We start from the raw sequence: 13,223 nt of genomic DNA, 5'->3' as shown, positions 1-13,223 counted from the left end.
GGCGTCCCCTAGGGGACTCGAACCCCTGTTACCGCCGTGAAAGGGCGGTGTCCTAGGCCACTAGACGAAGGGGACGTAACCTTCGTGCCGATCCGCTTGCGCGAACCGCGGCAGAAATGGTGGAGCTAAGCGGGATCGAACCGCTGACCTCCTGCATGCCATGCAGGCGCTCTCCCAGCTGAGCTATAGCCCCGAAACAAAAGGCTCATCAGTAATCGACGAGCCTTTAAAGCCCTGCAAAACGCAGGAAAAGTGGCGTCCCCTAGGGGACTCGAACCCCTGTTACCGCCGTGAAAGGGCGGTGTCCTAGGCCACTAGACGAAGGGGACGTAACCTTCGTGCCGACCCGCTTGCGCGGACCGCGGCAAATTGGTGGAGCTAAGCGGGATCGAACCGCTGACCTCCTGCATGCCATGCAGGCGCTCTCCCAGCTGAGCTATAGCCCCGGATTTCTAGCCTCTCGGCCCAGCGACATCCTGAAACATCGCTTGTGCAAAACTGGCGTCCCCTAGGGGACTCGAACCCCTGTTACCGCCGTGAAAGGGCGGTGTCCTAGGCCACTAGACGAAGGGGACGAACCTTCTTACCTTCAAGACCCGGTTGCTGGACCCGGTCTTGCCTGACAACCTTGGCTGCCAAGCGGAATTTGGTGGAGCTAAGCGGGATCGAACCGCTGACCTCCTGCATGCCATGCAGGCGCTCTCCCAGCTGAGCTATAGCCCCACAATGTCGCTTTGAACCGAAGCGCTGGCTGGGTGCCTGGCGTTTCGTTTTCGTTCATCGCTGTGGACGGGGCGCATATTAAGATCGGATTGCAGGGCTGTCAAACGAATTTTTCAAAATATTCAAAAAAATTTTCACAGATAACAATCACTTACCGCCCTGCCCTTGCCAAAACTCAACAGTGAGCCCTGTGGGAGCGGGTTTACCCGCGAATGCGCCGGAAAATGCACCATCGTATTCGCGGGTGAACCCGCTCCCACAAGTTCGGCTTATGGCCTTGGGACTACTGTCAGGCGATAGAAGCCAGCAGCTTTTCCCACTCTTTGTTTTCTTTCTTCGACACACCACCCAGCAGGTCCAGGGCCTGGCGCAGGCGATATCGGGTCAGGTCCGGGCCAAGGATTTCCATGGCATCCAGTACTGAAACCGAGCTGGCCTGGCCGGTAATGGCAGCAAACATCAGCGGCATGGCGTCACGCAGCTTCAGCTCCAACGCCTCGACCACCGCCTGGATGCAACCGGTGATGCGCTCTTTTTCCCATTGACGCAGGCTTTCGAGCTTCCACAGGATCAGCTGGATCACCTGGCGTACCTGGTCAGCCGACAGCTTCTTGCTTTCGAACAGCTTGGCGTCGAGCTTCAGCGCGCCTTCGAAGAAGAACCCGCCCAGCGGGGCTACCTGGCTGAAGGTTTCCACCCGGCCCTGCACGTGCGGGGCGATCTTCATCATGTAATCGCTGTTGAACGCCCACTTCTGCAGGCGTGCGGCGAACTCCTCGACCGGCAGTTCGCGCAACCACTGGCCGTTCAGCCAGGACAGCTTCTCGATGTCGAAGATCGGGCCGCCCAGCGAGATACGCGACAGGTCGAAGTGCTCGACCATCTCGGCCAGCGAGAACTTCTCGCGCTCGTCCGGCATCGACCAGCCCATGCGGCCCAGGTAGTTGAGCATCGCCTCGGGCATGAAGCCCATGCGCTCGTAGAAAGTCACCGAGGTCGGGTTCTTGCGCTTTGACAGCTTGGACTTGTCCGGGTTACGCAGCAGCGGCATGTAGCATAGCTTGGGCTGTTCCCAGCCGAAGTATTCGTACAGCTTGATCAGCTTGGGTGCCGATGGCAGCCACTCTTCGCCGCGCAGCACGTGGGTGATACCCATCAGATGGTCGTCGACCACGTTGGCCAGGAAGTACGTCGGCAGGCCGTCGTTCTTCATCAGCACCTGCATGTCCATGCGGTCCCACGGGATCTCGACATCGCCACGCAGCATGTCCGGGACCACGCACACGCCTTCGCTCGGCACTTTCATGCGGATCACGTGCGGCTCGCCAGCGTCCAGGCGGCGCTGCACTTCCTCGGCGCTCAGCAGCAGCGCGCGGCCGTCGTAGCGCGGGGTTTCGCCACGGGCTTGCTGCTCGGCGCGCATCTGCTCCAGCTCTTCGGCGGTGCAGAAGCAGTAGAAGGCATGGCCAGCGTCAACCAGCTCCTTGGCGTACTTGGCGTAGATCTCGCCACGCTCGCTCTGCCGGTACGGGCCGTGCGGGCCGCCGACGTCCGGGCCTTCGTTCCATTCGATGCCGAGCCAGCGCAGGGCATCGAAGATCTGCTGTTCCGACTCGCGCGTGGAGCGCAGCTGGTCGGTGTCTTCGATGCGCAGGATGAACTCACCGCCGTGCTGCTTGGCAAAGCAGTAGTTGAAAAGGGCGATGTAGGCGGTGCCGACATGGGGGTCGCCGGTAGGCGATGGCGCGATACGCGTGCGTACGGTGGTCATGGAGAGTCTCGAACGAAAGATGAAACAAAGGCGGGATGTTAGCAGGAGGCGGGCTCCGGGCTCCAGCAATGGCGCGAACGTCACTTGTCGACCGGCCATGCGCCGCTGTTAAATTTATTTACATTTCTGGAACGATAGTCCTCATGCCTGCCCAACTCAAACGCCGCCTGCTGGTCTTCTTCACCTTGGTGGCCGTCATCGCCCTCGCTTTCGTGGGGCACTGGTACTTCAAGGGTCGCTTCTACGAAAGCACCGACAACGCCTACGTACAGGGCGAGATCACGCGCATTTCCAGCCAGTTGGGCGCACGCATCGACGAGGTGCGGGTCGAGGACAACCAGCATGTCAGCAAAGGCGACCTGCTGGTGCGCCTGGAGGCCGCCGACTTCGAACTGGCCGTGCAACGCGCGCGCGCCGCCTTGGCCACCCGCGAAGCCGAGCAGGTGCAGGCGCAAAGCCGCCTGACCCAGCAAGCCAGCCTGATCGCCGCCGGCCAGGCCCAGGTGGCGGCCAACCAGGCCACCTTCGACCGCTCACGCCTGGACCTGAGCCGTGCCGAGAAGTTGCGCAAGCCAGGTTTCGTATCGGAAGAGCGGGTCACCACCTTGTCCGCGGACAGCCATGTCGCCGGCTCGCAGGTCGACAAGGCCCGTGCCGACCTGCAAAGCCAGCGCCAGCAGGTCAATGCGCTGACCGCCGAGCTCAAGCGGCTCGACGCGCAGATCGCCAACGCCCGCGCCGATCTGGCCCAGGCTGAACTGAACCTGACCCGCTGCGAAATCCGCGCCCCCATCAGCGGCAGCATCGGCCAGCGCAACGCGCGCAGTGGCCAGGTGGTACAGGCCGGTGCCTACCTGCTGTCGATAGTGCCGGACGAAGACATCTGGGTGCAGGCCAATTTCAAGGAAACCCAGATCGGCCACATGCAGCCCGGCCAGCGTGCCGAACTGCTGTTCGACAGCTACCCCGACACACCGATCGAAGGCCGGGTCGACAGCCTGTTCGCCGCCTCCGGCGCGCAGTTCAGCCTGCTGCCGCCCGACAACGCCACCGGCAACTTCACCAAGGTGGTGCAGCGTATCCCGGTCAAGCTGACTTTCCGCGCCGACAACCCACTGCACGGGCGCATCCGCCCTGGCATGTCGGTGACCGCCACCGTCGACCTGCGCAGCGAAGACGAAGGCCGCGATGGCCGGTGACCAGCTGCTCAGGCCCACCACCGAGCCGACCCGGCGGGACTGGATCGCGGTAATGAGCGTGATGCTCGGCGCCTTCATGGCGGTGCTGGACATCCAGATCACCAACTCGTCGCTCAAGGACATCCAGGGCGCGCTGTCAGCGACGCTGGAGGAAGGCTCGTGGATTTCCACCTCTTACCTGGTCGCGGAAATCATCATGATCCCGCTCACCGCCTGGCTGGTGCAGCTACTGTCGGCGCGGCGCCTGGCGGTATGGGTATCCGGCGGCTTCCTGCTGTCGTCGCTGTTGTGCTCGATGGCCTGGAACCTCGAGAGCATGATCCTGTTCCGCGCCCTGCAGGGTTTTACCGGCGGTGCGCTGATCCCGCTGGCCTTCACCCTGACCCTGATCAAGCTGCCCGAACACCACCGCGCCAAGGGCATGGCCATGTTCGCCATGACCGCCACCTTCGCCCCCTCCATCGGCCCTACCTTGGGCGGCTGGCTGACTGAGAACTGGGGCTGGGAATACATTTTCTACATCAATATCCCGCCGGGCCTGGTGATGATCGCCGGCCTGCTGTATGGGCTGGAGAAGAAGGATGCGCACTGGGACCTGCTGAAAAGTACCGATTACGCCGGCATCGCCACCCTGGGCCTGGGGCTTGGCTGCTTGCAGGTGTTCCTGGAGGAAGGCCACCGCAAGGACTGGCTGGAATCGCAGCTGATCGTCGGCCTGGGCAGCATCGCCCTGGTCTGCCTGATTACCTTCGTGATCCTGCAGTTTTCCAGGCCACACCCGCTGATCAACCTGCGCATTCTCGGCAATCGCAACTTTGGCCTGTCGAGCATCGCCAGCCTGGGGATGGGAGTGGGCTTGTACGGGTCGATCTACCTGCTGCCGCTATACCTCGCTCAGGTACAGGGCTACAACGCCTTGCAGATCGGCGAGGTGATCATGTGGATGGGTATCCCGCAACTGTTCCTGATCCCTTTGGTGCCGCAACTGATGAAAGTGGTGTCGCCCAAGGTGTTGTGTGCCCTGGGGTTCTGCCTGTTCGGCGCCGCCAGTTTCGGCTCGGGGGTGCTCAACCCGGACTTTGCAGGGCCGCAGTTCAACCATATTCAGATCATCCGTGCCATCGGCCAGCCAATGATCATGGTGACCATCTCGCTGATTGCCACGGCGTATATACAACCGCAGGATGCGGGTTCGGCGTCGAGCCTGTTCAATATCCTGCGTAACCTGGGCGGTGCGATCGGCATTGCGCTGCTGGCCACCCTGCTGGATGCACGGACAAAAGTGTATTTCGACTACCTGAGGGAGGCGGTGGTGCCGAGCAACCCGCAGGTGGCGGAGCGGTTGGCGCAGCTGGCGGAGCGGCTGGGCAATGACAATGCGGCACTGGGCAAGTTGAGCGAGATCACTCATCAGCAGGCGTTGATCATGGCCTACAACGATGCATTCCACTTTGTGGGGATCGGGTTGGCGGTGAGCATGGTGGCGGTGTTGTTGACCCGCAAGTTGCCGGAGGGGCTGAAGGCGGGAGAAGCACATTGAGGCTACTTCAGACTGTATGCGGTCCCTGTGGGAGCGGGCGCGCCCGCGAACACCGGCGCAGCCGGTGCCAGCCACCGCGTTGAATTCTTCGCGGGCACGCCCGCTCCCACAAGGCCCGCGTCAGGCTTCAGCTGGTAATCAACCGCTCGCGCAGCTGGGCAATCTCGTCGCGCAATTGCGCTGCGGCCTCGAACTCCAGGTCGCGGGCGAACTGCATCATCTTCTCTTCCAGCTGCTTGATGCGCTTGGTGATCTCGCCCGGCGTGCGCAGCTCGGCCTCGTACCGGGCGCTCTCCTCCGCTGCCTTGGCCATGCCCTTGCGCTTCTTGCTGCGCGCGCCGGGCACGGTGGCGCCTTCCATGATATCGGTGATGTCCTTGACCACACCCTTGGGTACGATGCCATTGGCCAGGTTGAAGGCGATCTGCTTCTCGCGACGACGCTCGGTCTCGTCGATGGCGCGCTGCATGGAACCGGTGATGTTGTCGGCATACAGGATGGCCCGGCCATTGAGGTTACGCGCAGCACGGCCGATGGTCTGGATCAGTGAGCGCTCGGAGCGCAGGAAACCTTCCTTGTCGGCATCGAGGATCGCCACCAGCGACACCTCGGGCATGTCCAGGCCCTCACGCAGCAGGTTGATGCCCACCAGCACATCGAAGGTACCCAGACGCAGGTCGCGGATGATCTCCACCCGCTCGACGGTATCGATGTCCGAGTGCAGGTAACGCACCCGCACGTCGTGGTCGGCCAGGTAGTCGGTGAGGTCTTCGGCCATGCGCTTGGTCAGCGTGGTGGCCAGCACCCGCTCGCCCTGTGCCACGCGCTTGCGGATTTCCGACAGCAGGTCATCCACCTGGGTAAGCGCCGGGCGTACTTCCACCTGTGGGTCGACCAGGCCGGTGGGGCGCACCACCTGCTCCACCACCCGCCCGGCGTGCTCGCCCTCGTAGGGGCCGGGGGTGGCAGACACGAAGATGGTCTGCGGGCTGACATCTTCCCACTCGTCAAAACGCATCGGCCGGTTGTCCAGCGCCGACGGCAGGCGGAAGCCATACTCGACCAGGGTTTCCTTGCGCGAGCGGTCGCCCTTGTACATGGCGCCGACCTGCGGAACGCTGACGTGGGATTCGTCGATCACCAACAGCGCATCGGGCGGCAGGTAGTCGTACAGGGTGGGCGGCGGCGCCCCGGCCGGGCGACCGGACAGGTAGCGCGAGTAGTTCTCGATGCCGTTGCAGTAGCCCAGCTCCAGGATCATCTCCAGATCGAAGCGGGTGCGTTGCTCCAGGCGCTGGGCCTCGACCAGCTTGTTGGCCTTTTGCAGGTACTCCAGGCGGTCCTTGAGTTCTTCCTTGATGCCCTCCACCGCCTCCAGCAGGGTTTCCCGCGGGGTGACGTAGTGGCTCTTTGGGTAGAAGGTGAAACGCGGCAGCTTGCGGAATACCTCGCCGGTCAGCGGGTCGAAGGCGGCGATGTTCTCCACCTCGTCATCGAACAGTTCGATGCGGATGGCCTCGAGGTCCGATTCGGCCGGGAAGATGTCGATCACATCGCCGCGCACGCGGAAGGTGGCGCGAGCGAAGTCCATCTCGTTGCGGGTGTACTGCAGGTCAGCCAGGCGGCGCAGCAGCGCGCGCTGGTCGAGCTTGTCGCCGCGGTCCACGTGCAGGACCATTTTCAGGTAGGTCTCGGGGCTGCCCAGGCCGTAGATGCACGACACGGTGGTGACGATGATCGCGTCACGCCGCTCCAGCAATGCCTTGGTCGCCGACAGGCGCATCTGCTCGATGTGGTCGTTGATCGAAGCGTCTTTCTCGATGAAGGTGTCGGACGACGGTACGTAGGCTTCAGGCTGGTAGTAGTCGTAGTAGGAAACGAAATACTCCACCGCATTGTTGGGGAAAAACGCCTTGAATTCGCCATACAGCTGCGCGGCCAGGGTCTTGTTCGGCGCCAGCACCAAGGTAGGCCGCTGCACCTGCTGAATGACGTTGGCGATGCTGAAGGTCTTGCCCGAGCCGGTCACCCCGAGCAGCGTCTGGTGCGACAGCCCCGCCTCGATGCCTTCGACCATCTGGCGGATGGCCTCGGGCTGGTCGCCGGCCGGCTGGAAACGGGTGACGAGCTGGAACTCGGACATGACGGACCTCGCGGTGTTGCAGCAACTGTAAATTTAGCCAGTAGTCTATACCCAAATGCGCCCGCCGGGGGGCGCTTTCAAGGCACAGCTGTGAGCGCTTGTTACGGTGGACCCGGCAATTAGACCAATGGTCGAAAAATATTTGCGCAAATGACTGGAAAAGCGACGCCGGACTGTCGCGGTGACCGGTCGGTATCACTATACTGACTCCCCGTTTGTGCACCGCTTCAGTGCATTCGGGCTGGAGCGTGTACGTCCTATCACACTCCAATCAGAGCCAAGGTAACAATGAGCCTGTTTTCCGCTGTCGAGCTGGCACCCCGCGACCCTATTCTGGGCCTCAACGAAGCATTCAACGCCGACCCACGTACCGACAAGGTCAACCTGGGCGTGGGCGTGTACTGCAATGAGGAAGGCCGCATTCCGCTGCTGCGCGCCGTGATCGAAGCCGAAACCCAGCGTGCCGCCCAGCACGCTTCGCGCGGCTACCTGCCGATCGACGGCATCGCCACCTACGACCAGGCTGTACAAAAGCTGCTGTTCGGCGCCGAGTCGCCACTGCTGGCCGCCGGCCGCGTGGTTACCGTGCAGGCCGTCGGTGGTACCGGCGCGCTGAAGATTGGTGCCGACTTCCTCAAGCGTGTGTCGCCTGAAGCCGTGGTTGCCATCAGCGATCCGAGCTGGGAAAACCACCGCGCGCTGTTCGAATCGGCCGGCTTCCCGGTGCAGAACTACCGCTACTACGACGCGCCGACCAACGACGTCAACCGCGCCGGCATGCTCGAAGACCTGAACAACCTGCCGTCCGGCTCGATCGTGGTACTGCATGCCTGCTGCCACAACCCGACCGGCGTCGACCTGAACCTGAACGACTGGAAAAACGTCCTGGAAGTGGTCAAGGCCAAGGGCCACGTGCCGTTCCTCGACATGGCTTACCAGGGCTTCGGTGACGGCATCGCCGAAGACGCCTTCGCCGTGCGCCTGTTCGCCGAGTCGGGCCTGGAGTTCTTCGTGTCCAGTTCGTTCTCCAAGTCGTTCTCGCTGTACGGCGAGCGCGTCGGTGCGCTGTCGATCGTCACCGCCTCCAAGGACGAGAGCACTCGCGTGCTGTCGCAGGTCAAGCGCGTGATCCGCACCACCTACTCCAACCCGCCGACCCACGGTGCAACCATCGTTGCCACCGTGCTGAACAGCCCCGAACTGCGCCAGATGTGGGAAACCGAGCTGGCCGAAATGCGCGAGCGCATCCACGGCATGCGCAAGCAGATGGTTTCGCTGCTGGCCGAATATGGCGCCAACCGCGACTTCAGCTTCGTTGGCCGCCAGGTTGGCATGTTCTCGTACTCGGGCCTGACCGTAGAGCAGGTCGCCCGCCTGAAGAACGAGTTCGGCATCTATGCGCTGGACACCGGCCGCATCGCCGTGGCCGCGCTGAACCAGAGCAACATCCACGTGGTGACCAAAGCTATCGTGCAGGTGCTGTAACTCATTGTTTTGCCTAGGGGTGGCTTGACTTCCCCTGGGCAATCAGTAAGATACGCACAGATTCCGCGATAGCTCAGTCGGTAGAGCAAATGACTGTTAATCATTGGGTCCCTGGTTCGAGTCCAGGTCGCGGAGCCAAACATTGAAAACCTCCAGATGCGCAAGCACTGGAGGTTTTTTGTTGCACTTATCCTCTCATGCCAGCGCACGGCTACTGTATCGTCCGAGATCCCTCGACGAGCGCAGGCAAGCATGAAAGCCAACGATTTCACCCAGAACGCTCAGCAAGCGGTAGCAATCGCCGCCAACCAGGCCCTCCTGGCAAGCCGACAAGCAACGTTCGCCGTGGGTGGCTGCATCATCGAAAATGCCACTGGCAAGGTATTGGTCGCCCTGCACAACCGCGTGCTGGAGCCCTCTGCCAGCGAGGCGCAACCCGCATTCAGGCTCCACGACCCAACGGGGCATGGTGAGCGCCGGTTGGTGGACTGGTATTTCGACAACCAGCAGCGCCTTGCCCTCCCCCCCACCCATGAACTGACCGTCATCACCACGCTCGACCCCTGCGCCATGTGCGCAGGCGCTTTGCTGACTGCCGGCTTCAATGTTGCCGTAAGTGCGCTCGACACCTTTGCCGGCATCAATCATGACGGTCGCTTCGAATTCCCCGGCCTGCCGACCGCACTTCGTCTGCGCGCGCAAGCCACGTGGGGCTACTATGCTGTCGGCAGCCCTTTTGATCGCGACTATGTCGGGCCGACGCAAGGGCCGATCTATGCCGGCGAACGCATCGACGCCGCAACGATGTGCCTTACCCGTTCGTTGTTCGAGGCCAGCGTGAATCACGTGCACGACGAAAGCAGCAACGCCGGCCTCCCGCCATCTGCCCTGAAAGACCCTATCACCCTACCCAGCCGAAGCTTGGTACGCCAGGCCCTGGCGGGCTTGAGCCCATGGAGCCTGCGCATCAAAAGTGCAGACCCTCGCCTGCCCGGCATCGAACTGGCCGAGCCATTGGTCGACACAGCTCTCGCGGCAGATACGTGCAACGCCGTAGCCTTGCTGGACCCATTCGGCAATCTGCTGGCCTGCCTGGGCGGTGACGAAACGCGCTCCCCCATTCGCACTGCGTTCATGGAAACCACTCGCAGCTACGCCGCGTTACGCTGGAACCTGATGAACCATGACGACCCACAGGTCCGCGACGAAGCACACCAGCATCTCACCCACCCCCGTTACTGCACATTCGTCCTGCTCCGTTTTCCGGACCCGGCCGGCAGCGAGGCGGTCATGACCCTTGGCGCCTATGGCTCCACCATGGAACGGCATACCGCGCCGTCCTTTCCTTCAAGCCTGCAATATGTATTGCTGCCAACAGGCTGCACTGCCAGGGACGTTGCTCGACTGGCGCGAAACCTGCCGCCGTTCTACACAAGCAACGCGCAGGTCGCGCCTTGCCAGGTACTGGACCCGAACCTGACACAGGAAGTGACGATCCGGCTGGGGAAGGCTCAGCGCTCCGAGCCTGCTGCCGGATAGGGCAATGTGACCGCACTGCCTTCATCCACCAGACTCCAGACCAGCAACTTGGCTGACTGCTTCTGACTGGCGTTGCGTGACACGCTGTGCACGGTACCCGGGGCTTCGTACCAATATTCACCGGCCTTGTAGGTTTTCTCCGGCTCGTTATCGAGCTTCGATACCACTGCCCCTTCCAGCACGTAGGCCATCACTGCGCCCGGGTGCTGATGCGCGGGTGATGCCTGGCCGGGGGCGTAGCTGACGGTGAGCATCACGGCGTTCTTGCCGGGGGCGTTCGAGGGTTGTTGCAGCTGCAGGACCTTGACCTGATCGGCAGCGTCGCCGTGCGCCCAGGCAGGGGTTTGAGCGGCGAACAGGGCGAAAAAGATGATGCTAAAGGGTTTCATGGGGGGCTTCTCCTGGATGGCAATTGCCTGCAGGTTAGGCCCGTGGGGCAGAGAGACAAATGACCAATTCGGGGAAAAACCAAGAGGCCGATTATTGCCTGTGCCGGCCTCTTCGCGGGCCTGCCCGCTCCCACACCCTTGAAGCCTGTAGAAAACCCTGTGGGAGCGGGCGAGCCCGCGAAAAGGCCGGTGCAGGCACCAGATATCTCAGCTGCTACGCCCGATCGGATAGAACTCACCGTGGCTCCAGACCCCAAGCCACTCTTCCCCGTCGATCTCACGCGGTACCGCCAGCTCTACCAACTGGTAGAACACGTTGCGATGAATCAGTGCCTCGAGGTTGCTGCGCATCAGCACATACGGCGATGGCTCCTGGGTGACCGGGTCGATCACCACACGCAGCGGGTTGGCCGGCCCGGCTTCGACCTGGTCCTCGACATTGCTGGTGAAGCGCAGCACCTGCTGCTCACCCTCACCTTCCACGTCCAGCGCCACGGCCACGAACGGCGCATCGTCGACGCGGATGCCCACCTTCTCTACCGGGGTGATCAGGAAGTAGTCATCGCCATCGCGGCGGATGATGGTGGAAAACAGCCGCACCATTGGCTTGCGGCCGATCGGCGTACCCAGGTAGTACCAAGTGCCATCACGAGCGATGCGCATGTCGATGTCACCGCAAAAGTCCGGGTTCCACAGATGCACCGGCGGCAGGCCCTTGGCTTTGGGGATCTGCGCCAGAAGATCATTGGCCTTGCCGGAATCGCTCATCACGCTTGCCTCATTCACTCATACCCAGAAGGCTACGAGCGTACTCGCGCATCGGCGCGCCAAGCAAATCCTCCGGGGTTTTATCGTGGAACGTCAACAAACCGCCACGGCTCTTGATACGCGCAGTGTCGATCAGGTAGCGGGTGCTGGTTTCGATGAGCATCATCTGCACCACGCCGGTGTCCCAGCCCAGGCGGTCGACTGCCTGTTCGTCATACCACTCGTCGCCATTGCCGATACGGTCGTCGGTGCGGGCGAAGCGGGTATACAGCACGTAGTCGGCACCCACCGAACGCGCCTGGGCGATGGCCTCTTCCAGGCCCAGTGGCCCTTGGGCGCGGCGCACCAGTGGGAAATACTCGACGAAGCTCTTGTAGGCCTGTTCGGCCACTGCGTTCTGCCGTGGCACAGGCCCCTTGCCCGGGGGCACGAATGCGCCCTGGCCGATGAAGATGAACGAATCGGGCTGCAGGCGGATCGACAGGGTGCGGCGGGTATCGCTGTGGTCCAACAGACCGGCATCGCTCATTTGGTAACGGACGCCCTCGCCCATATCGCTGACATTCATGCAACCGCCCAGCGCCAACAGCGCCAGCAGCAAAACCAGGCTACGCATCTTTCCTCCAGTGGCCGGCGACGAAAAACCGGCGAATAGCCGGCGGATGCAGCTTTTGCGCCAGCTTCAGCCGCCGATCACCTTCATCACCATCACATCGCCGGAAAACGCCAGGTCCTGCTTGTCTGCCAGGGCCTTGACCAGCAGGCGCTGCAGGGCCGGCAGCGCCTGATGGCGCGGTTTTTCCAGCAGGTCGCCCACGAAATGGCGATTGCCCGACGACAGGCAGCCGTGCAGCCAACCCGTGGAGGACAGTCGCAACCGCGAACAGGTGCGGCAGAACGGTACGCTTTCGTTGGCGATCACGCCAAAGTGGCCTTTGCCGGGTACCGCATAACGCAAGGCGGTGGCATCCAGCGGCGCGTCGACCTGAACGTAGGCATGCTTGCCAGCGATCAGTGCGAGCAGTTGGTCGAGGCCGACGAACTGCTGCAGGAAGGTGTTATGGTCACGGGCCAGGTGGCCCATGCGCATGAGCTCGATGAAGCGCAGTTCGAAGCCGCGCTCAAGGCAGTAATCCAGCAGCGGCAGCACCTGATCGAGGTTGTGCCCACGCATCGGCACCATGTTAACCTTGATCTGCATACCCATGGCGTTGGCCTGCTCCATACCCGCCAGCACACTGGCCAGGTCGCCGCCCCGGGCGATACGGCGGAAGGCATGTGGATCGAGTGTGTCGAGGGAAACGTTCAATCGGCGGATACCTGCCGCCTGCAACTGGGGCAACTTGCGCGTCAACAGCTGGCCATTGGTAGTCAGCGAGATATCGTCAAGGTCGAGCTTGGCCACGGCGGCCAGGAAAGCATCCAGGCGCGGACTGACCAATGGCTCACCGCCGGTAATGCGCAAGCGTTCGATGCCGGCGGCTTCGATCAGGTAGGCCACGCCACGGGCCAGGGCATCCGCCGGCAGTTCGTCCTGTGCTGCCACCAGGCGCTTGCCGTCTGGCACGCAGTAGGTGCAGGCATAATTACAGGCAGCCGTCAGGCTGACGCGCAGGTTGCGAAAACGCCTGCCTTGACGATCGACGATCATGAATGACTCCGGCAT

The 13,223-nt window shown here is 62.4% G+C and carries 10 protein-coding genes and 7 tRNA genes; 5 read left to right on the top strand and 12 right to left on the bottom strand.

Annotated features, from left to right (window positions below; all coding sequences use genetic code 11):
* Positions 1–2 precede the first annotated feature (2 nt).
* The 7 genes from IRZ77_RS11215 to gltX all read right to left on the bottom strand — a co-directional run bounded on the left by IRZ77_RS11215 (position 3) and on the right by gltX (position 2,494).
* Positions 3–75, bottom strand: a tRNA-Glu gene (locus IRZ77_RS11215).
* A 42-nt stretch (positions 76–117) separates the two neighbouring features.
* Positions 118–193 (bottom strand) — tRNA-Ala (locus IRZ77_RS11210).
* A 60-nt stretch (positions 194–253) separates the two neighbouring features.
* Positions 254–329 (bottom strand) — tRNA-Glu (locus IRZ77_RS11205).
* A gap of 41 nt (positions 330–370) precedes the next feature.
* Positions 371–446 (bottom strand) — tRNA-Ala (locus IRZ77_RS11200).
* 53 nt (positions 447–499) lie between these two features.
* Positions 500–575 (bottom strand) — tRNA-Glu (locus tag IRZ77_RS11195).
* A gap of 72 nt (positions 576–647) precedes the next feature.
* Positions 648–723 (bottom strand) — tRNA-Ala (locus IRZ77_RS11190).
* 289 nt (positions 724–1,012) lie between these two features.
* Entirely contained in the window at positions 1,013–2,494 is a 1,482-nt protein-coding gene (gltX, locus tag IRZ77_RS11185; RefSeq protein WP_046616983.1) for a glutamate--tRNA ligase, read from the bottom strand.
* Between the two features lie 143 nt (positions 2,495–2,637).
* On the opposite strand from gltX, the gene IRZ77_RS11180 reads away from it, so the two are divergent.
* Together IRZ77_RS11180 and IRZ77_RS11175 are read left to right on the top strand one after the other, a co-directional pair.
* Entirely contained in the window at positions 2,638–3,693 is a 1,056-nt protein-coding gene (locus IRZ77_RS11180) for an HlyD family secretion protein (protein ID WP_196173506.1), read from the top strand.
* Positions 3,683–5,233 (top strand): MDR family MFS transporter, encoded by a 1,551-nt coding sequence (locus IRZ77_RS11175; RefSeq protein ID WP_046616985.1) that lies wholly within the window; start codon positions 3,683–3,685, stop codon positions 5,231–5,233. The genes IRZ77_RS11180 and IRZ77_RS11175 overlap by 11 nt, the downstream gene beginning before the upstream one ends.
* 127 nt (positions 5,234–5,360) lie before the next feature.
* On the opposite strand, the gene uvrB is transcribed toward IRZ77_RS11175, so the two are convergent.
* On the bottom strand, positions 5,361–7,376 hold the full coding sequence (uvrB, locus tag IRZ77_RS11170; RefSeq protein WP_075044143.1) for an excinuclease ABC subunit UvrB: 2,016 nt from the start codon (positions 7,374–7,376) through the stop codon (positions 5,361–5,363).
* A gap of 288 nt (positions 7,377–7,664) precedes the next feature.
* On the opposite strand from uvrB, the gene IRZ77_RS11165 reads away from it, so the two are divergent.
* The 3 genes from IRZ77_RS11165 to IRZ77_RS11155 all read left to right on the top strand — a co-directional run bounded on the left by IRZ77_RS11165 (position 7,665) and on the right by IRZ77_RS11155 (position 10,400).
* Complete coding sequence (locus IRZ77_RS11165) at positions 7,665–8,861, top strand: amino acid aminotransferase (RefSeq protein ID WP_085601473.1); 1,197 nt, start codon at positions 7,665–7,667, stop codon at positions 8,859–8,861.
* 62 nt (positions 8,862–8,923) lie between these two features.
* A tRNA-Asn gene (locus IRZ77_RS11160) sits at positions 8,924–8,999 on the top strand.
* 114 nt (positions 9,000–9,113) lie between these two features.
* Positions 9,114–10,400 carry a cytidine/deoxycytidylate deaminase family protein gene (locus tag IRZ77_RS11155; RefSeq protein ID WP_196173505.1) on the top strand — a complete coding sequence of 429 codons (1,287 nt, stop codon included), beginning with the start codon at positions 9,114–9,116 and terminating at the stop codon, positions 10,398–10,400.
* Here IRZ77_RS11155 and IRZ77_RS11150 read toward each other — a convergent pair.
* From IRZ77_RS11150 to IRZ77_RS11135, 4 genes are all read right to left on the bottom strand, one after another.
* Complete coding sequence (locus tag IRZ77_RS11150) at positions 10,373–10,789, bottom strand: cupin domain-containing protein (protein WP_196173503.1); 417 nt, start codon at positions 10,787–10,789, stop codon at positions 10,373–10,375. The genes IRZ77_RS11155 and IRZ77_RS11150 overlap by 28 nt on opposite strands.
* 207 nt (positions 10,790–10,996) lie before the next feature.
* Complete coding sequence (locus IRZ77_RS11145; RefSeq protein ID WP_023661447.1) at positions 10,997–11,557, bottom strand: DUF1285 domain-containing protein; 561 nt, start codon at positions 11,555–11,557, stop codon at positions 10,997–10,999.
* A 10-nt stretch (positions 11,558–11,567) separates the two neighbouring features.
* A complete protein-coding gene (locus IRZ77_RS11140) occupies positions 11,568–12,173 on the bottom strand; it encodes a DUF4823 domain-containing protein (RefSeq protein WP_196173501.1) in 606 nt (201 codons plus the stop codon).
* A 66-nt stretch (positions 12,174–12,239) separates the two neighbouring features.
* Entirely contained in the window at positions 12,240–13,208 is a 969-nt protein-coding gene (locus tag IRZ77_RS11135) for a GTP 3',8-cyclase MoaA (RefSeq protein ID WP_196173500.1), read from the bottom strand.
* Positions 13,209–13,223 lie beyond the last annotated feature (15 nt).

The sequence above is a fragment of the Pseudomonas pudica genome (genome assembly GCF_015680405.1).
In the GTDB taxonomy this organism is placed as follows: domain Bacteria; phylum Pseudomonadota; class Gammaproteobacteria; order Pseudomonadales; family Pseudomonadaceae; genus Aquipseudomonas; species Aquipseudomonas pudica.
This window is presented reverse-complemented; position numbering and strand designations above follow the sequence as displayed.

What these genes read in the sequence shown, in the direction of transcription:
- gltX (WP_046616983.1), bottom strand. Translation starts at nt 2,494, where the DNA reads ATGACCACCGTACGCACGCGTATCGCGCCATCGCCTACCGGCGACCCC.
- IRZ77_RS11180 (WP_196173506.1), top strand. Translation starts at nt 2,638, where the DNA reads ATGCCTGCCCAACTCAAACGCCGCCTGCTGGTCTTCTTCACCTTGGTG.
- IRZ77_RS11175 (WP_046616985.1), top strand. Translation starts at nt 3,683, where the DNA reads ATGGCCGGTGACCAGCTGCTCAGGCCCACCACCGAGCCGACCCGGCGG.
- uvrB (WP_075044143.1), bottom strand. Translation starts at nt 7,376, where the DNA reads ATGTCCGAGTTCCAGCTCGTCACCCGTTTCCAGCCGGCCGGCGACCAG.
- IRZ77_RS11165 (WP_085601473.1), top strand. Translation starts at nt 7,665, where the DNA reads ATGAGCCTGTTTTCCGCTGTCGAGCTGGCACCCCGCGACCCTATTCTG.
- IRZ77_RS11155 (WP_196173505.1), top strand. Translation starts at nt 9,114, where the DNA reads ATGAAAGCCAACGATTTCACCCAGAACGCTCAGCAAGCGGTAGCAATC.
- IRZ77_RS11150 (WP_196173503.1), bottom strand. Translation starts at nt 10,789, where the DNA reads ATGAAACCCTTTAGCATCATCTTTTTCGCCCTGTTCGCCGCTCAAACC.
- IRZ77_RS11145 (WP_023661447.1), bottom strand. Translation starts at nt 11,557, where the DNA reads ATGAGCGATTCCGGCAAGGCCAATGATCTTCTGGCGCAGATCCCCAAA.
- IRZ77_RS11140 (WP_196173501.1), bottom strand. Translation starts at nt 12,173, where the DNA reads ATGCGTAGCCTGGTTTTGCTGCTGGCGCTGTTGGCGCTGGGCGGTTGC.
- IRZ77_RS11135 (WP_196173500.1), bottom strand. Translation starts at nt 13,208, where the DNA reads ATGATCGTCGATCGTCAAGGCAGGCGTTTTCGCAACCTGCGCGTCAGC.